This is a genomic window from Microbulbifer sp. HZ11, assembly GCF_000708675.1.
Classification (GTDB): Bacteria; Pseudomonadota; Gammaproteobacteria; order Pseudomonadales; family Cellvibrionaceae; genus Microbulbifer.
In genome coordinates this window covers 929,957-947,397 of the sequence record NZ_JELR01000002.1, presented here as the reverse complement: position 1 = coordinate 947,397, position 17,441 = coordinate 929,957, and the positions used below count along the sequence as shown (strand labels likewise).

At 58.6% G+C, this 17,441-nt stretch carries 13 protein-coding genes; 8 read left to right on the top strand and 5 right to left on the bottom strand.

Annotated features, from left to right (window positions below; genetic code table 11):
* Positions 1 to 37: 37 nt before the first annotated feature.
* Positions 38 to 415 (bottom strand): RidA family protein, encoded by a 378-nt coding sequence (locus tag AU11_RS11745; protein ID WP_043319552.1) that lies wholly within the window; start codon positions 413 to 415, stop codon positions 38 to 40.
* Positions 416 to 862: 447 nt separating this feature from the next.
* On the opposite strand from AU11_RS11745, the gene AU11_RS11740 reads away from it, so the two are divergent.
* Positions 863 to 3,682: a hypothetical protein gene (locus AU11_RS11740; RefSeq protein ID WP_043319551.1), complete on the top strand. Its 2,820-nt coding sequence runs from the start codon at positions 863 to 865 to the stop codon at positions 3,680 to 3,682.
* On the top strand, positions 3,660 to 4,775 hold the full coding sequence (locus tag AU11_RS11735; protein ID WP_156035294.1) for a hypothetical protein: 1,116 nt from the start codon (positions 3,660 to 3,662) through the stop codon (positions 4,773 to 4,775). Before AU11_RS11740 ends, AU11_RS11735 begins: the two co-directional genes overlap by 23 nt.
* A gap of 63 nt (positions 4,776 to 4,838) precedes the next feature.
* Here AU11_RS11735 and AU11_RS11730 read toward each other — a convergent pair whose 3' ends face one another.
* Both AU11_RS11730 and AU11_RS11725 read right to left on the bottom strand, forming a co-directional pair.
* Positions 4,839 to 6,332, bottom strand: coding sequence for a CoA-acylating methylmalonate-semialdehyde dehydrogenase (locus AU11_RS11730; protein WP_043319549.1), 1,494 nt, complete (start codon positions 6,330 to 6,332; stop codon positions 4,839 to 4,841).
* A gap of 407 nt (positions 6,333 to 6,739) precedes the next feature.
* The gene (locus tag AU11_RS11725; protein WP_231492018.1) at positions 6,740 to 8,026 is read right to left on the bottom strand and encodes an aspartate aminotransferase family protein; all 1,287 of its coding nucleotides are present in this window, start codon (positions 8,024 to 8,026) and stop codon (positions 6,740 to 6,742) included.
* Between the two features lie 211 nt (positions 8,027 to 8,237).
* On the opposite strand from AU11_RS11725, the gene AU11_RS11720 reads away from it, so the two are divergent.
* The 6 genes from AU11_RS11720 (at position 8,238) to AU11_RS11695 (ending at position 15,892) form a co-directional block, all read left to right on the top strand.
* Entirely contained in the window at positions 8,238 to 9,164 is a 927-nt protein-coding gene (locus tag AU11_RS11720; protein WP_043319547.1) for a LysR family transcriptional regulator, read from the top strand.
* A gap of 140 nt (positions 9,165 to 9,304) precedes the next feature.
* A complete protein-coding gene (locus AU11_RS11715; protein ID WP_043319546.1) occupies positions 9,305 to 10,432 on the top strand; it encodes a StlD/DarB family beta-ketosynthase in 1,128 nt (375 codons plus the stop codon).
* An 11-nt stretch (positions 10,433 to 10,443) separates the two neighbouring features.
* On the top strand, positions 10,444 to 11,124 hold the full coding sequence (locus tag AU11_RS11710) for an iron-containing redox enzyme family protein (RefSeq protein ID WP_197023829.1): 681 nt from the start codon (positions 10,444 to 10,446) through the stop codon (positions 11,122 to 11,124).
* 68 nt (positions 11,125 to 11,192) lie between these two features.
* Positions 11,193 to 12,104 carry a hypothetical protein gene (locus AU11_RS11705; protein ID WP_051687210.1) on the top strand — a complete coding sequence of 304 codons (912 nt, stop codon included), beginning with the start codon at positions 11,193 to 11,195 and terminating at the stop codon, positions 12,102 to 12,104.
* Between the two features lie 193 nt (positions 12,105 to 12,297).
* A complete protein-coding gene (locus AU11_RS11700; RefSeq protein ID WP_081848179.1) occupies positions 12,298 to 14,148 on the top strand; it encodes an ABC transporter transmembrane domain-containing protein in 1,851 nt (616 codons plus the stop codon).
* Between the two features lie 103 nt (positions 14,149 to 14,251).
* Positions 14,252 to 15,892 carry an acetolactate synthase large subunit gene (locus tag AU11_RS11695; protein WP_043320456.1) on the top strand — a complete coding sequence of 547 codons (1,641 nt, stop codon included), beginning with the start codon at positions 14,252 to 14,254 and terminating at the stop codon, positions 15,890 to 15,892.
* 19 nt (positions 15,893 to 15,911) lie between these two features.
* Here AU11_RS11695 and AU11_RS11690 read toward each other — a convergent pair whose 3' ends face one another.
* Complete coding sequence (locus AU11_RS11690; protein ID WP_043319543.1) at positions 15,912 to 16,841, bottom strand: tetratricopeptide repeat protein; 930 nt, start codon at positions 16,839 to 16,841, stop codon at positions 15,912 to 15,914.
* 195 nt (positions 16,842 to 17,036) lie between these two features.
* Positions 17,037 to 17,441, bottom strand: coding sequence for a hypothetical protein (locus tag AU11_RS11685; RefSeq protein WP_043319541.1), 405 nt, complete (start codon positions 17,439 to 17,441; stop codon positions 17,037 to 17,039).

Genomic DNA, 17,441 nt, shown 5'->3' with positions numbered 1-17,441 from the left:
AGGTGACCGGAGCAGGTGACCGGATCAGGTGACCGGATCAAATCCGCGCGGTGACCTGAATTTCAATCTTCATTGCATCGTCCAGCAGTCGCGCTTCAAAAACGGTGGCGGCAGGGCGCACCTCGCCCAGCCACTTCTGAAATACCGGCCAGCAAGGCTGGAAGTCATCCCGGTTCGGCAGGATATAGGTAACCCGCGCAATGCGCTCGATACTGCTGCCGGCTTCCTTCAACGCCTGCTCGATATTGGCGAAACACTGGTCTGCCTGCTCGGCTACATCGCCGCTGATACTGTTGGTAGCGTAATTGAAGCCGGTGGTGCCGGAGACAAAAACATAGTCGCCATCCACCACTGCGCGGGAGTAACCAATCTTGCTCTCAAACTCCGATCCGCTGGAAATCAGCTTTCTGCTCATTCTGTGTATTCCTTTCGTTGATTGGCTTCCCTGAAACAGATCTGGCCGGTGGTCACCCGCTCGGGCTTTTCTGCTCTGGTTGGCCGGTTTTTTGGCGCGCGGATGATGACACAGGGCAGCGTTTTCTCCTACGGCAAGAGAGCGTCGTCGTTAGCCCCTTTTACTCATGCAATGACACTTCTGGGTGGAATGTCACCACTTTGCTCGCAGGGCAATCAATGAGGGCCACAAAAATGATTAAAAGGGGCTATTGAGGCGCCAAACATCCACCGGCATCATTTTCCGCCTGTGACGAAGTGAGATACGCGTCACAGTTTTTGGGCGACTGCTTGGGGGCAGCCCGAAAAGGAGAGGTGGGCACAGAATGATCCAGTCAATGGGTGGTGTCCCGAGTTTTTCAAACGGTTATCGACAAGGAAGCACTCCAGCAGGAGTGAAGGGGAAAGCATGTATAAACAACTCGCACTGGCCATTGCGGTCACTGCACTCACAGCCTGCGGCGGCGGTGGCAGTTCTTCAGACAACGGAGGCTCCAGTAGCTCGAGCTCAAGCAGTTCGAGCTCAAGCAGTTCAAGCTCCAGTTCCAGTAGCTCGAGCGGTGGTAGCTCCAGCTCCAGTTCCAGCTCTGGATCCAGTAGCGGTGGTACAGGCAGCTCCATTCCCGTTGGCGGTACGGCCGCCAAGGGCATCATCGCCGGTGCACTTGTCGAGGCCTATGGCGCGGACAATACCCTGCTGGGCTCGGCCACCACTGGCGCTGACGGCAGCTATTCCATTGATCTCGCCGATTACACCGGCGCGGTAAAACTGGTACTGAAAAACCCGGCAGACAGTGTCGCCATGGTGACCTGTGATACCGCCGTGTGTCGCACCGCCGGCGACAGCGACGATGACACCGATAAAGATGGCAGCATCGGTTTCGGGGAAAAATACGCACTGGATTACCAGTTGAGCTCGGTGACTTTTGTTGATGCCAGCGCAACCAGTGTTTCCTCTAGCATTACCGCACTGACCACGCTGGTGGCTGAAAAAGCCGGCCCTGCACCCACCCAGGCATCCATCAACGCTGCCAACCAGTTTGTCAAAGATACCTTTGGTCTGGATGCAAACCCGAGCACCATCGCTCCGGTTGACCTGACCAGTGCCACGGAAGCCGGAGAGCAGGAACTGCGTTTCGCCCTGCTGAACGCGGCGGTAGAAGCCGCGGCTTCCGGTGACGTGGCTGCACAACTCGTCAGCCTCAGTGCCGGCTTCGATGCCAATACCGTTGATGCGGAAGCGGTGAAAGCGATCAGCGCTGCGTTGGAAGAAGTGGCCACTGCCACCAGCAAAAACAACGAAAGCCTAGCCGGTGTGGCCGACGCAGCCAGCGCAGCCCAGAGTGACGCCGACGAGGCCGTCGAAGAAAACTGTGGCGATCGCGCCAGCTGTACCCCACCGGTAGAAGTAGACTCCGAACTGGCAGATAACCTGCAGGCGGCAAAAAACCTGATTGCGACCGCGCGTAAAGTTTCCATAGAAGCGGTTGAAGCGATCCAGAATGAGCTGGATGGCGAATCGGATGGCTACAACGAGGAAAATATCGTTGTAAAACTGCAATCTGCAGAAGCCCTGCTGGACTCGGATGCTCAGGAAGTGATTGCCGGTTTCCGCGAGGTCAGTGATGTCCTGCTGAACCAGATCTCGGCAGTAGAGTTTGCCGCTGAACCAGCACTGGAAGCACCTTACACAAGTGTAACCGACGCAGCGGGCTACCTTTGGGACAAGTATCAGGAAGACACCGACTACGATTCCCGTGCCGATGCCCTGAGCCATTTCCCCGCGGGTACCATTTCTCGCAGCGGGACCGTCTGGACCCTGGCCGGAGGTATCTATGATATCGATGGTGACTCCTCTACCACTGCCGATCAGGTTGCGGTCAATATGGAAATCACGCTGCCAGTTCTTACTGGTGAGCCGGGCTCCCTGGCGTTGGCGGCGGCCGAGCATATATTCACGATCGAAGGTAGTGCGGGCCGTGATGATGTAAGCCTTTCTCTGAGCGACGCCTCCCAGGTGAAATTGAATCTTGCAGAGTCGTTCGGAGAAGAGTCGGAAGATGCGCCCGATATCAATAGCCTCTGGCTGATGATCAACGGTGGACTGGAAAATACTGAATACGCTTTCGAAGGCACCATTGAATTTGGCATTCGCAAATCTGCCGCACTACTCGCAGCTCAACCAGAAAATGATCACCTGGGTCTGTTGCCGGAAAAACTGCTGTTGAGCGGCGCCTTCTCTGATAAGGCAAATGAAACTTCTGTAGAAGCGCTGGTTTCACTCACTCTCGATAATATCGCCGAGTACAGTTTCACTCCGGAAGGCTACGAGCGCGATGACCTGACTTCCTATGCCTACAGCGCCGAAAACAACACGCTGACCGTGGTACATGGGAAAGTGGGCAACCAGGCTACCGTGGTTTATTCCTATCGCTACTCGGAAGAAAGCTATCAGCACTTTATCGACCTGAGCTGCAGTGTCGAGGGCGATGCACAGTGCCCGTGGGTAGGTGAGAGTTATGAATTCTGGGGGGTAAACGAACTGCTTGAAGGTGTCACCAGCCAGTACGAGTGTGAAAACGAACCCGTCTGGGGATTCTGGAACTGGGACACCAGCGGGTGTGTTAGCGGTGTGGCGGCTGGCCAGACTGATATCGCACAGGATATTCGCATCGCTTTCACCGCTGATCATCAGGACCTGATTAATGGCCTGGAAGCAACGGTGGCCGCCGAAGGTATATACACTGCGGGTCCGGAAGACTGGTGGGACGCAGGGCTGTGGACCACTTCGCTCTTTACCGGCAGCGATAGCGGCAGCCTCGTCGCAGTTCTGGATAACGCGGAAATGGACTTCGACGCAGAAGGCCGTTACCTGAAAGCGACCGCGCGCCTGCGCGCTGCGGGCAAGCTCTCTACGAATCTGCCAACCATGGATGTCGAGCTGGTGGTAAAACGCACCGGCTACGATATTGCCGAGGCGGTGCTAACCCTGTCCTGGGGCGCCGACCTGTTGCGTATCGACATCGACTACGCAGATGAAGCGGTGACCGAGGTGGTCCTGAGCGAGGGTGAGGGTACGTCCTTTATGCTGGAGTTCACGGAATCCGAAAATGATGAAACCCTGCGCGGTTACATCAGCAAAGACGGCACCGTTTACGGTACCCTTAGCAAAGAAAACGATATTTACCTGATCACCTGGATCGACAATGCGATTGAAACTCTGCTCTAAGCAGGGAGATATTCGCAGAAATGGATCGGGCCACCTCTGGTGGCCCTTTCTGTTTCTGGGGTTGATGAATGTGCCGCTACAGTCAGTCGCACTACCTAGCCCGGAAGTCTCTCTCGATTTTTACAGCCGCACCATCAGTGAAGCGCTGCCCATCAGTGAATTTGCCGGCAAATGGAAGCAGGCCCCGGGCCGCGGCGAGAATTCCTGGACCAGAAATCGCCTGGATACTGGTGTCTGGCTTGGTGACTGGGGGCTGTCTTACACGGTCCGTTACGATTACCAGTTGACCTATAACCGCGCCACGGCCGATCTCTACTATCGCGACGAGCAGGACCTCACTCCGCCTGAGGGTGCGGTGCCGGTATATCTGAACGCGCTGCAATTACTGGCCGACGGTATTCGCCTCAAGCGCCGCTGGAACCTGGACAGCGGCCTGTTCTTTCAGGCGGATGTCAGCCTGCTGAAAGCGCGGGAATTTCAGGATGGCACTATCGATGGGCTGTTGAGCAGCGACGAGCAGTTTTTTGCCGGTAATGCGTCTCTGGACTACCGCTATTCCGAAGATCTGTTGCTCGCGCACGATTTCGAAAAGCCCGAAGGTGAGGGGCTTACCCTGGATCTGGTGGCCGGGTACCAGAACAACCAGCGCAAAATGTTTGTGCGGGTGGAGGATGCCTACAGCCTGATTCGCTGGGAGCGGGCACCCTATACCTACGGTAAATTCGATACCGCCGACCGCGATGTAGAAGACGAGGTGCAGCTCGCCCCGGTATTTTCCGGTTGGCGCGAACTCGAGGACCATGAGTTCACCATGCCGGTGTACGCCACTGGCCGCTACGTCGAGCAGATGAGCGGCTATCAGCTTTCACTGGATGTAGAGTATTTCGCCGACACTGTGCGCTATCGCCCGGGAATCCGCTGGGGCAATTTACCCGGCAATCCGTATGTGGGTGTGGATGGTGAGGAGGGCCAATGGCTGTTCGCCCTGAGTGACGACAGTGCCCGGGTCAAATTCCAGTTGGGTTTTGACAACCCCAGCCTGGACAAATCCCACAGCCTGACCGTGGCCGTGGCCTGGTCGGCGCAGTTGTAATTCCGCACTCCAACGAAAAAACGCCCGCAGTATTGGCTGCGGGCGTTTTTTACTGGGCGGAAATTAATTGCTGGGGAAGGAGAACTGTGCTCCCTCACGTACACCGCTGGAAGGCCAGCGCTGGGTAATGGTTTTGCGCTTGGTGTAGAAGCGCACACCGTCCGGACCGTAAGTGCCGAGGTCACCGAACAGGGAGCGTTTCCAGCCGCCGAAGCTGTGGTAGGCCACGGGTACGGGCAGCGGCACGTTGATACCGACCATGCCTACCAGAATATTGTCACTGAAGTAGCGCGCCGCTTCGCCATCGCGGGTAAAGATGCAGGTGCCGTTGCCGTACTCGTGATCGTTGATCATCTGCATGGCCTGCTCCATGGAGTCCGCGCGCACCACCAGCAGTACCGGGCCGAAGATTTCCTCTTCGTAACAGGCCATGCCCGCTTTCACATTATCGATCAGGGTGCCGCCGACAAAGAAGCCGTTTTCAAATCCGGCGACTTTCGGGTTGCGGCCGTCCACCACAATGGTGGCGCCCTGCTCGGCGGCACTGGCGATATAACCGTTGACCTTGTTCATGTGCGCCTCGGTGATGACCGGGCCAAAGTCGTTGCTGCTGTCGCTGTAGGCACCCACTTTCAGGTCCTGCATGGCGGTGGACATCTTGTCGATAAACCTATCCGCCGCTTCGTCGCCCACGCAAACCGCTACCGACAGGGCCATACAGCGCTCGCCGGAGGAGCCAAAGGCCGCACCGGTCAGTGCTGCGACGGCATTGTCCATATCCGCATCCGGCATGATGATCGCGTGGTTTTTGGCTCCGCCCAGAGCCTGGCAGCGTTTACCGTGCGCGGTGGCGGTTGCGTAAACGTATTCGGCAATGGGGGTGGAGCCCACAAAACTGACCGCTTCCACGCGCGGATCCGTAAGCAGGGTGTCCACCGCCACTTTATCGCCATTGACCACATTGAATACGCCGTCCGGCAGGCCGGCTTCCTGCAGCAGTTGTGCCAGCAGCAGGGAGCAGGAAGGGTCGCGTTCGGAAGGTTTCAGTACAAAGGTGTTGCCGCACACAATGGCCAGCGGAAACATCCACAGGGGTACCATGGCTGGGAAGTTGAATGGGGTAATACCGGCAACCACGCCCAGCGGCTGCATCTCGCTCCAGGAATCGATATCCGGGCCCACATTGCGGCTGTGCTCACCCTTCAGCATCTGCGGCGCGCCACAGGCAAATTCCACATTGTCGATTCCGCGGGTCAGTTCGCCCATGGCGTCGTGAGAAATTTTGCCGTGCTCCTCGCCGATCAGCGCGCAGATTTTTTCCGCATTGTCTTCCAGTAATTGCCTGAACTTGAACATGATGCGGGCGCGCTTGGCGGGCTGGGTGTTGCGCCAGCTTTTATAGGCTTCCTGTGCTGCGGCAACGGCTTCTTCCACGGTGGCCTTGCCGGCAATCGCAACCTGCTTGGACACGGTGCCGGTGGCCGGATTGAAAACATCCTGGGTGCGCTCGGCGGCTTCGGTGGTACTGCCGTTAATAAAATGGCCTACGGTGTTCATGCTGTTTCCTCTCGAAAATATTTAATTGTTTTGTTCCCGTCATCCCGGGCTTGGTCCGGGGTCCAGCGCTACGAAGCTGGATAGTGCCACGTACACTGGATGCCGGATCAGGTCCGGCATGACGAACCGGGTCATCCCGGGCTTGACCCGGGATCCAGCGCTAGGAAGCTGGATGGTGCCACGCCCACTGGATGCCGGATCAGGTCCGGCATGACGAGCTATGTCATCCCGGGCTCGATCCGGGATCCAGCGCAACGAAGCTGGATGGTGCCGCGTCCACTGGATGCCGGATCGAGTCCGGCATGACGAACCGGGTCATCCCGGGCTTGACCCGGGATCCAGCGCTAGGAAGCTGGATGGTGCCGCGTCCACTGGATGCCGGATCAACTCCGGCATGACGATGATTGTTAACCCGCAGCAACCTCATTGATTGCATCGCCAAGCGCACTTACCAGCGTATCCACTTCCTCCGCCTCCGCCACAAATGGCAGGCCCAGCTGGATGGTGTCGCCACCGTAGCGCACGTAAAAGCCTTTCTCCCACATTTTCATTGCGATCTGGTAAGGGCGCAGTAGCGGTTCGCCCGGCGTCGGTTCGATAGTGAGGCCCGCGGCCACGCCGCAGTTGCGGATATCGGAAATCAGCGGTGTGCCCTTCAGCTGGTGCACCCGGTCTTCCAGAATCACTGCCAGCTCCGCTGCGCGGTTGAACAGGTTTTCATTTTCCAGGATATCCAGTGACGCCAACGCCGCAGCACAGGACACCGGATGGGCGGAATAGGTATAGCCGTGGGGCAATTCCAGCAGGTACTCCGGGCCACCCTGATCCATAAAGGTGTCGTAGATTTCCTGCTTGGCGATCACCGCGCCCATGGGCACTGCGCCGTTGGTGAGTTGTTTGGCGGTGTTGAGGATATCCGGGGTTACGCCGAACGCCTCCGCACCGGTGGCCGCACCCATGCGGCCGAAGGCGGTGATCACCTCATCGAAAATCAGCAGGATGTTGTGCTGGTCACAGATCTCGCGCAGGCGTTGCAGGTAGCCCACCGGTGGTGGCAGCACGCCGGCGGAACCGGCCATGGGCTCCACAATCACCGCCGCGATATTGGAGGCGTCGTGCAGGGCGATCATCTCCAGCAGTTCGTCCGCCAGGTGCGCTCCTTCCTCCGGCATGCCTTTGCAGAACCTGTTCTGTGGCAGCACCGTGTGGGGCAGGTGGTCGGCGTCTACCGCGGTGCCGTACAGGGCCCGATTGGCGCCGATACCGCCAACACTGATGCCGCCAAAGTTCACCCCGTGGTAGCCCTTGGCGCGGCCGATCAGTTTGGTCTTGGAGGGCATGCCCTTTTTGCGCCAGTAGGCGCGGGCAATCTTCAGGGAGGTTTCCGCCGACTCGGAACCGGAACCGGTGAAGAACACCCGGTTCAGTCCTTGCGGCATAAACTGGGTGATGCGCTCCGCCAGCTGGAATGCCTTGGGGTGGCCAAACTGGAAGGCCGGTGCGTAATCCAGGGTACGCAACTGCTCACTTACCGCATCGGCAATTTCCACCCGGTTGTGCCCGGCACCGCAGGTCCACAGGCCGGACAGTCCATCGAAAATCCGGCGTTCATCGGCGTCGGTGTAGTAGCAGCCCTCCGCCCCGGTGATGATCCGTGGGTCCTGCTTGAACTGGCGGTTGCCCGTGTAGGGCATCCAGTAGGCATCCAGCTGAGACTGGCTGAGCCCGGCAAACTTGTCGCTCACTCTTATTCTCCATTTGGCCGGGTATCCGGCGCGATTGACCGATGGGTTGCGACAAATGTAGAAGAGCTTTAATGTTTCATAAACTGCTGTTTATCGATGTTTAGTTTCACAATTATGAAACTAATGCTCCTGCAGGTAGAGTTCCCGGAGGATTAGCCGAATGGCCCGCAAACAAACCGCCCTGCTGGGCCAGCTCAGCGATATCGACCTGCGCTTGTTGAGAGTGTTTCGCGCGGTCGCCGAGGCCGGCGGTTTCTCGGCAGCCGAGCTGGAATTGAACGTGGGGCGCTCCACCATCAGCCGGCATATCAAGGACCTGGAGGTGCGTCTCGGGGTCACTCTGTGCCAGCGGGGGCGCGGCGGCTTTGCCCTGACCAGCGAGGGGCGCCAGATCTACCAGGCCACCCTGCGACTGCTGGGCTCCCTGGATACCTTTCGCGGTGAGGTGGCGGACGTCCACCGGCGCATGACCGGCCACATCTCCATCGCCCTGTTCGACAAAATGGTTACCAACCCCGCCGCCCACATCAGTGAGGCCCTGCGGCGCTTTGACGACCTGGCGCCAGAGGTGAGCCTGGATATCCATATCGAGCCGATCAATGAAATCGAGCGCGGAGTAATGGAGGGGCGCTTCCAGCTCGGCGTGGTACCCGCACACCGCACCTCGCCAAGCCTCGAGTACCAGCATCTGTTTTACGAGCAGATGTACCTTTACTGTGGCTACCGCCACCCGCTGTTTGGCACCGCGGATATTTCCATCGACGACGATGCCATTCGCGAGAGTAAATACGCGGGCCTCGGCTACCACTCGCCGAATATGGAAGTGGGCAACCGGTTGGGACTGGAGCGGGACATTACCGTCAACGACCAGGAAGCCATCGTCCACTGCCTGCAGACCGGGCGCTATATCGGTTACCTGCCGGACCACTATGCGGAGACGTTTTTGAAGAAAGGCGAGATCCGCGCAATCCACCCGCAGCGCTACCAGTACGAATGTGATTTCGTCGCGATCCAGCGGCTCTCGCCGCGGCCGTCGAGAATCGTGCAGACCCTGTGGGACTGCCTGGCCGAGGCGCATGCGGACTGATTGGTATTTCGGTCGATGTCTTGTTTGGAGAATTGTTTGGCGTATTGGTTGAAGTGTTGCCTGGTGTTTCCGGCACATCTGTCTCCGGACGATCCCGGTGATAATATGCCTGCCCAGAGAACGGACGGAAAGGAAAGTACATGCAGGACGTATTTATCACCGGCAGCGGCAGCTTTCTGCCCGGTGTACCGCTGGACAACCGCGAAATGGAATCGCGCATCGGGTTTCTGGGCGAGCACAGCCGCAAGCTCAAGGCGTTGACCCTGCGCCAGAACGGCATCCGCCATCGCCACTACGCCCTGGATGCTGAGGGCACCCCACTATTTACCAATGCCGAGATGGCTGCGTGTGCTGTGGAAGCCGCCTGTGATGCGGCACGCCGGGACCCTGTACAGTTGCAGTATCTCGCCTGCGGCACTACCCAGGCTGATTTGCTGGTACCGGGTATCGGCAGTGCGGTGCATGGCGAGCTGGGCGGTAGCAGCATGGAAATCAGCTCGCACCAGAGTGTCTGCGGCAGCAGCATGATGGCGATCAAATCCGCCTGGCTGAACATCCGCGCCGGCCAGCATCGTATTGCCGCCGCCAGTGGCAGTGAATTTTCCAGCCGCTGGTTTCAGCCTGATTTTTACCGCGCGATCGACTTCACCTCCATGAGCACGCAGCAGGCAATGCAGTACGAGTTTCTGCGCTGGACCCTGTCCGACGGCGCCGGCGCGCTGGTGATGGAGGCCGAGCCGGACCCGCAGCGCCCCAGTTTGAAAATTGATTGGATCGAACAGAAATCGTTTGCCGATCGTTTCCCCACCTGTATGTACGCCGGCACCCGCAGCAATGGTATGGAAGATTACCGACCCTGGGCGCACTATGGTTCTCCCGGTATCGCCTATGACCAGGGCGCCATCGTGTTGCGACAGGATTTCGAACTGCTGGACCAGATGTTTCCGGTCTGGATGGGGTACTTTCTCGAAGTACTGGACAAGCACCGACTGTCGCCGGGGGATGTCCGCTATTTTCTGCCGCATTACTCCGCGCGCGCACTGGGTGAAAAAATGAAAACATTGCTCACCCACTCTGCAGCCATGATTCCAGAGGAACGTTGGCGCAACCACCAGCAGGAGGTAGGCAACGTGGGCTCCGCGTCTATTTTCCTGTTGATTGACCGGCTGCTGCGGGAGGAGAAGCTGGAACGCGGTGATCGCATACTCTGTTTTGTGCCGGAGAGTGGCCGCTGCCTGGCGTCGTTTATGTGTCTGACCGCGGTGTAATGGAGAATAAAATGGAAGTTCTTGAAAACGAGCCGGCATTGATCATTCGCGAGCTGGGAAAAATCTGGGCGGATTTCGAGGGGCGCCTGGTCAAGGTGCCGATTGTCGCCCGCGCCCTGCGCGGCGCACTGCGACTGGAGGACTACCGGCTGCTGGTGCACGACCACTACCAACAGGTGCTGGATGGATCCCGCTGGATTGCCTGTGCGGTATCCTCCATCGGGCGGGAACATCTGGAGTTGCGCTCACGCTTTCTCGAGCATGCGCGCACTGAGCATCGCGACTATGAAATGCTGCAGCGGGATTACCAGGCCGTGGGCGGAGATGTAGCGACGTTGCGCAGCGGCAGGCAGAATATCGGTTCCCGTGCTCTGTCCGCATGGATGTTCCAGCGCGCAGGCAGCGCCGATCCGCTGGATCTGCTCGGCGCCATGTTTATTATCGAGGGGCTGGGCAAGCACTTTGCCGGGCTTTTTGCCCGCGCCCTGCAGCAACATCTGCAACTCGAACCTCATCAAGTCTCTTTTTATCGATACCACGCCGAGCACGACGAGGATCACCTGCAGGAACTGCAGGAAGTGCTGGAATCCGGTGTCCTGAAGGTCGACGGTCTGGCGGAGCGGATACTGGAAACGGCGCGCGTGACCGGACGCCTTTATCTGTTGCAGCTGGAAGAGCTGGGCCACTATTAAAAGCCCATGAATAAAAGACCGCGGTGAATAGGCCACTATTCAAAGGCTGCGGTTCAAAGGGAGAAACCATGAGCTGGAACAGCGACTTCGCACAGGAACGTATCGACCGGAGCGACCCCAACCCCTGGCTGGCGCTCTACCTGGATCGCAGCCTGCCTATCCACGAGCCGGCCAAGAAGGCGCTGCTGGCCGGCAACAATACCTGGTCGCGACGCCTGCTGTTACCGGTGGTGCGGCCACTGGCGCGGCTCAGCATCGTACTGGTGCAGCTGTTGCGAATAGTGATTCCGGAGCGCTGGAACTCATCCCGGCTGTTGCACAAAACCATTTACTGGGGGCTCAAATATTTTGTCCGCGGCGATGCCAACTACCTGATATTGCGTCATTTCAATATCGGCACCGAACTGCTGCAGTTTATTGCGGATAACGTCGGCGATGTGCGCATTGAAAGTACCCGCCCGCTGCGTCCGAAGAATTTGCGGGATCTGCTTGACGATACATTCCTGGTTCACGATCTGAATATCTACAACTTTATCGCCGAGTTGAATGAACAGCTGCGCCGTGACAATCGCGATATCGGCGCAGCCGAGCGGTTGGACTTTTCAGCAATCACCGATGGTGAATTTGATCTGCAACCGGGGGGGGATCACGCCACCAATGTGCTGGATCTGCAGACCGCTATCGAGATGTACACGCCACTGTATGCGCTGTTCCTCTCCGATCACGATTTCTGGCGCGCGAGTAACTCCCTGCAGCTGGACGAAACCATCTCGATCTATATCGGCAAGTTGCTGAACGACAGCATGGCCCTGTCCCTGGTCAGTAATCGCCACCCTATGGTGCCCCATTCGACACTGCAGGCGGGGTTCCGGCTGATGCTGCACGGGCTGGATGCGGAGCTGCTGCACGGATACCTGCGCAGTCTGAAACGGGCTGCGCTACCGCAGGCTGATGCCGTGGCACTGGAAAGCGAAGCCTGAAAAGGTTGGCCGTCACCGGCAGACAGTTACCGATAGATAGTTACCGATAGATAGTTACCGATAGATAGTTACCGATAGATGGCTGCCAGCGTATCACCCTGTACATTCAATCTATTCCCATAAGCGGATACACGTGAGTTCTGAGAAAAATACTTCACCGGCGGACTCCACCTCGACCCTGAGCGCGCGGCAAATGCTTATCGCACTCTGGCAATTCATGCGCCCCCACAAGGCGGTACTGCTGGGGGCGGCGATTGCGCTGGTGTTTACCGCTCTGGTGACCCTGTCCATCGGGCAGGGTGTGCGACAGCTGGTGGACCGGGGATTGTCCGGCAGCTCCAGCGAGGCCCTCACCCATACGGTTCTGGTATTGCTGGTGCTGGCGGGTCTGATGGCGCTGGGCACCTATGCACGCCACTACCTGATTTCATGGCTGGGTGAACGCGTGGTGGCGGATCTGCGCAAGGCGGTGTTCGATCATATCGTGACGCTGCATCCCAGCTATTTCGAGACCAATCGCAGCGGCGAGATCATGTCTCGTCTCACCACCGACACCACGCTGCTACAGCACATTATCGGGACCTCGTTTTCGATGGCGCTGCGCAGTGCACTGATGTTTGTCGGTGCGTTGATTCTGTTGCTGATCACCAACCTGAAATTGAGCCTGATGGTACTCGTCGGTGTGCCCGCTGTGCTGCTGCCGATTGTTTTGTACGGGCGGCGGGTGCGGAAACTCTCCAAGGCCAGCCAGGATTCCATCGCCGATGTGGGCAGCTACGCCGGGGAAATCATCCAGAACATTAAAACGGTGCAGAGTTACACCCGCGAAAACTATGAGAAGCAGGCGTTTGCCGGAGAAGTGGAGGCTGCATTTGATATTGCCCGGCGGCGAATACGCCAGCGTTCACTGCTGATTGCAGTGGTGATACTGCTGATGTTTGGCGCGGTCAGTGCGCTGCTGTGGGTGGGCGGCAACGACATGATTGCCGGGCGCATGACGAGCGGTGATCTGGCCGCATTTGTGTTTTATGCCTTCCTGATGGGTTCTGCGGTGGCGACCATTTCCGAGGTGTACGGTGAGCTGCAGCGGGCCACCGGCGCCACCGAGCGGCTGATGGACCTACTGGGTGTCGAGTCTGATATTCCCGCCCCGGCAGATAATGACGCTGCCGCAGCCGTCGCCGCGGCTCTGAACAGGACCCAACCTCAATCCCAGGATCAATCCCAAAATCATTCCCCGGCCCACGCCGACCCCCGGTACGATCTGCCCGTACAGATCGATTTCGAAGCGGTTGAATTCAATTATCCGTCGCGCCCGGATCAGCCGGCCCTGCACCAGTTGAGCTTGCATGTGGCGGCGGGCAAAAGTCTGGCGCTGGTGGGGCCCTCAGGTGCGGGAAAATCCACAATCCTGGAATTGCTGCAGCGGTTTTATGATCCACAGGGCGGGCGCATTACCCTGGATGGCGTGGATATTCGCGCGCTGGACACCGGTACCCTGCGCAGGCAAATAGCCGTTGTGCCGCAACAGCCCGCGCTGTTTACCGCCGATGTCTGGTACAACATCCGCTACGGCAAACCGGATGCCACTGAAGCCGAGGTCATTGCCGCCGCCAAAGCCGCCCATGCCCACGAATTTATCGAGCAATTGCCAGAGGGCTACAACAGTCACCTGGGTGAGCAGGGCACACGTCTGTCCGGTGGTCAGAAGCAGCGGCTCGCCATCGCCCGTGCCATTCTGAAAGACCCGAAAATCCTGCTGCTGGATGAGGCAACCAGCGCGCTGGATGCGGAAAGCGAATACCACGTACAGCAGGCGCTACAGGCTCTGATGAAAAACCGCACCACCATTGTGATTGCCCACCGCCTGGCAACCATCCTGCATTCGGACAGTATCGCCGTTCTCGAGCGCGGGCGGCTGGTCGCGCAGGGCAGTCACCGGGAGCTGGTGGCGTCATCGCCGCTGTATCAGCGCCTGGCGGAACTGCAGTTTCAGGACGGGGAACCGGGGAGCGGGGATATCCGTCAAGCCAGCGACGACTGAGTCCCGCAGACCCGCATCTGCTACCCTGCTTAACAGGTTATTGCGGCGTGGCGGTGATCAATCGCGCGCCGAGCCGGTTACAAAATCTGAGCGGGGATTTCTGGTGAAGGCATCTGACTTATTCGTGCGCGCCCTTGAAGCGGAGGGCGTGGAATTTGTTTTCGGCATTCCGGGGGAAGAAAACCTCGATCTATTGGAGTCCCTGCGCGGCTCCAAAATCAAACTGGTGATTGGTCGCCACGAGCAGGCCGCCGGTTTTATGGCGGCCACCTACGGCCGCCTGACCGGGAATGCCGGGGTGTGTCTCTCCACCTTGGGCCCCGGTGCCACCAACCTGGTGACGGCGGCCGCTTACGCGCAGCTGGGCGCCATGCCCATGGTAATGGTCACCGGGCAAAAACCCATCAAGAGCTCCAAGCAGGGGCAGTTTCAGATCATCGATATTGTCGACATGATGCAGCCGCTGACCAAGTTCACCAAGGTGATTGTCAGCGGTGACAATGTGCCGGCCCACGTGCGCGAGGCGTTCCGCCACGCGGAAGAGGAGCGCCCCGGTGCGACCCATATCGAACTGCCGGAAGATATAGCCCGCGAACACTCCACCATGCCGGTGCTGGAACCCAGTTATACCCGCCGGCCCATCGCCGAGGAAAAAGCCGTGTGTCAGGCCGCGCAGGCGATTGCCGCCGCGCGCAAACCTCTTTTACTGATCGGCGCTGGTGCCAATCGCAAGCTCACCGCGAAAATGCTGCGGGAACTGGTTATGAAACTGGGTATTCCCGTGGTGACCACGCAGATGGGGAAGGGGGTAATCGATGAAGCGAGCGCGCATTTTATTGGCAACACCGCGCTGTCCGATGGGGATTTCGTGCACCGCGCCATCGATCAGGCAGATCTCATCATCAACGTGGGTCACGATGTTGTGGAAAAACCACCATTCTTTATGCGGCCCGGTGGCCCGGCGGTGGTGCATATCAATTTCAGTTCCGCGCAGGTGGACCCGGTATATTTTCCACAGATCGAGGTGGTGGGGGATATTGCCAACAGTCTTTGGCAATTGAAGGAAGAACTGGAGCCCCAGGAGCACTGGAGCTTCGCCGATGCCCACCGTATTCGCAATGCCCTGCAGGCGCATATCCTCGAAGGCGCGCAGGAAGACAGTTTCCCCATAAAGCCCCAGCGGCTGGTGAAAGAGGTGCGCGATGCCGTACCCGAAGACGGCATCATCGCGCTCGACAATGGTATGTACAAAATCTGGTTTGCGCGCAACTATCAGGCGCACGAACCGAATACGGTTTTACTCGACAATGCGCTGGCCACCATGGGGGCAGGGCTGCCCTCGGCCATGGCTGCAAAGCTGGTGCACCCGGAACGCAAGGTGCTGGCCATCTGTGGCGACGGGGGTTTTATGATGAATTCCCAGGAGCTGGAAACCGCGGTGCGCCTCAAGCTCGATCTGGTCATTCTGGTACTGCGCGACGACGGCTACGGCATGATCAAATGGAAGCAGGCGCAGATGGACTTTCACGATTTCGGACTGGATTTTGGCAACCCGGACTTTGTGACTTACGCGCAGGCTTACGGTGCTTCGGGCCATCGCATAGAGAAAACCGCGGAGTTACAGCCCACCATCGAGCAATGTATGCAACAAGGTGGTGTGCACCTGATCGATATTCCGATGGACTACAGCGACAATGACCGGATCCTGAACCGGGAGATCCGCGAGTTATCTCGCAAGCTGTAAGCAAGTACATTAACCGCAATCAGCTCTCCTGGTCGGCATCGTTGGCAGTATCCGACAGCGATAGTGCCTGCTGGCTCTGCAGTGCGTAGACGCGCTTGAGATTATTCTTTGCCGCAGTATTTTTTTCGTCCAGCGACAGCGCCTGGGTATAGCTCAGCTCCGCCAGTTCCAGTTTTCCCTGCTGACGATACAGATAGCCCAGGGTATTCCAGAGGATGCTGGAGTCCGGTGTCAGCGTGAGCGCTTCACGCAACAGTGGCAGCGCTTCAGAAGTTCGCCCCGCGCGGGCCTTATCCATGGCCAGGTTGTTCAGATAGAGTGACTGTACTTCGGCGTCCGCAATCGCCACATGCCGGTGCAGGCTGCGCGGTTCGAAGTTCAGCTCGATAATTTGCGTACTCCAGCCAAATGAAACCTCCGCATTAATGTGCAGAATGTTCTGCACCAGCACGCGCCCGTCCGCACCGCGGGTCGCCCGCCGCGCCCGGGGCGCCTCGACCCGATTGAAATGTGCCGGCACACCCACTTCCCGCGCCAGAACCACGATCAATGCAGCGAACGAAATGCAGTTGCCGCGCCGGCTGGTAAACGCCTCTGCCGCGGTTGCGGTGGTATCCAGGTCGTACTCCAGATAAAAGCGATCCTGTTTCAGGGTGCGCAGAATCCGCCGGAACCGCTGCTTCGGTGACAGGCCTGGGCCGATGCCGTCTACAAAGTGTTTCATCTCCGGCGACAGTGCCAGCAGCCCCGGCGCGAGGTCTGAGGCTGGGGCGAGGGGCGTGTCTGAGGGCCACAGCTGATCGAGCTGCGCCAGGGCCAGCGCACTGCTGCCCGAACCATCGCTGGCCGGCACCGAGTAAGGCGCGTTCGCCCTCGCACTATCCGCTGACTGGGGGCCGCTGGCACAGCTGGCCAGCAGCACGCAGGTAAAAATCGCCATCCATTGCATTGGTCAATACTCCTGAAATTTGGATTATTGACGCACACAAGTTCTGTGCTGGATGCGCTGTGTCGATAAAAGTGCTGTTTTTGGCGGTGAGTGGAATGGGCTTGTGCCCTGTATCGGTACCGCGAGTATTGGGCGGGGATCAGCGGTGCGGTGAGCGGAGCCACAGGAAGGGTGACTGGGTGTGAAGGTCGGTTTCTATTGATCGCCGCCGTCGATCACCCGGAAGCGATTGCGGCGCGCAGATGCTATTTCAGCGCGCCTGCGCATCTGGCGTTCCAGTTTGATGCGGGCCTTCTCCTCATCCGAGGGCCAGCTGTCTGCCTCGGCCAGGGTGTGCCCAATCGCCTGCCAGATACGTGTGGGATTGAGACTGAGTGGGTTCTGGATGATCGGGTAGCGCTGCGCTTCATCGCAGACCTTGAGCCAGCCATGCCGCGGGTGAGAGACATGAATGGTCGCCCGGGTGCCGCTGGAAAAGGCGGAAAGCCGGATAAATGCCTCGTGAATACGTGCGCGCAGATTGCTTCGCCCCGCGGAAAAGGTGACCGTGTGATCGCGGAAGGTCAACCTGAGCTGGTACCACTGGCTGGGAAAGTTCAT

Excerpts from the sequence above, each read along its gene's own strand:
- AU11_RS11740 (WP_043319551.1), top strand. The coding sequence starts at position 863 with ATGTATAAACAACTCGCACTGGCCATTGCGGTCACTGCACTCACAGCC.
- AU11_RS11700 (WP_081848179.1), top strand. The coding sequence starts at position 12,298 with ATGCTTATCGCACTCTGGCAATTCATGCGCCCCCACAAGGCGGTACTG.
- AU11_RS11705 (WP_051687210.1), top strand. The coding sequence starts at position 11,193 with ATGAGCTGGAACAGCGACTTCGCACAGGAACGTATCGACCGGAGCGAC.
- AU11_RS11725 (WP_231492018.1), bottom strand. The coding sequence starts at position 8,026 with ATGCCCTACACGGGCAACCGCCAGTTCAAGCAGGACCCACGGATCATC.
- AU11_RS11685 (WP_043319541.1), bottom strand. The coding sequence starts at position 17,441 with ATGAACTTTCCCAGCCAGTGGTACCAGCTCAGGTTGACCTTCCGCGAT.
- AU11_RS11745 (WP_043319552.1), bottom strand. The coding sequence starts at position 415 with ATGAGCAGAAAGCTGATTTCCAGCGGATCGGAGTTTGAGAGCAAGATT.
- AU11_RS11735 (WP_156035294.1), top strand. The coding sequence starts at position 3,660 with ATGCGATTGAAACTCTGCTCTAAGCAGGGAGATATTCGCAGAAATGGA.
- AU11_RS11715 (WP_043319546.1), top strand. The coding sequence starts at position 9,305 with ATGCAGGACGTATTTATCACCGGCAGCGGCAGCTTTCTGCCCGGTGTA.
- AU11_RS11690 (WP_043319543.1), bottom strand. The coding sequence starts at position 16,841 with ATGCAATGGATGGCGATTTTTACCTGCGTGCTGCTGGCCAGCTGTGCC.
- AU11_RS11720 (WP_043319547.1), top strand. The coding sequence starts at position 8,238 with ATGGCCCGCAAACAAACCGCCCTGCTGGGCCAGCTCAGCGATATCGAC.
- AU11_RS11730 (WP_043319549.1), bottom strand. The coding sequence starts at position 6,332 with ATGAACACCGTAGGCCATTTTATTAACGGCAGTACCACCGAAGCCGCC.
- AU11_RS11710 (WP_197023829.1), top strand. The coding sequence starts at position 10,444 with ATGGAAGTTCTTGAAAACGAGCCGGCATTGATCATTCGCGAGCTGGGA.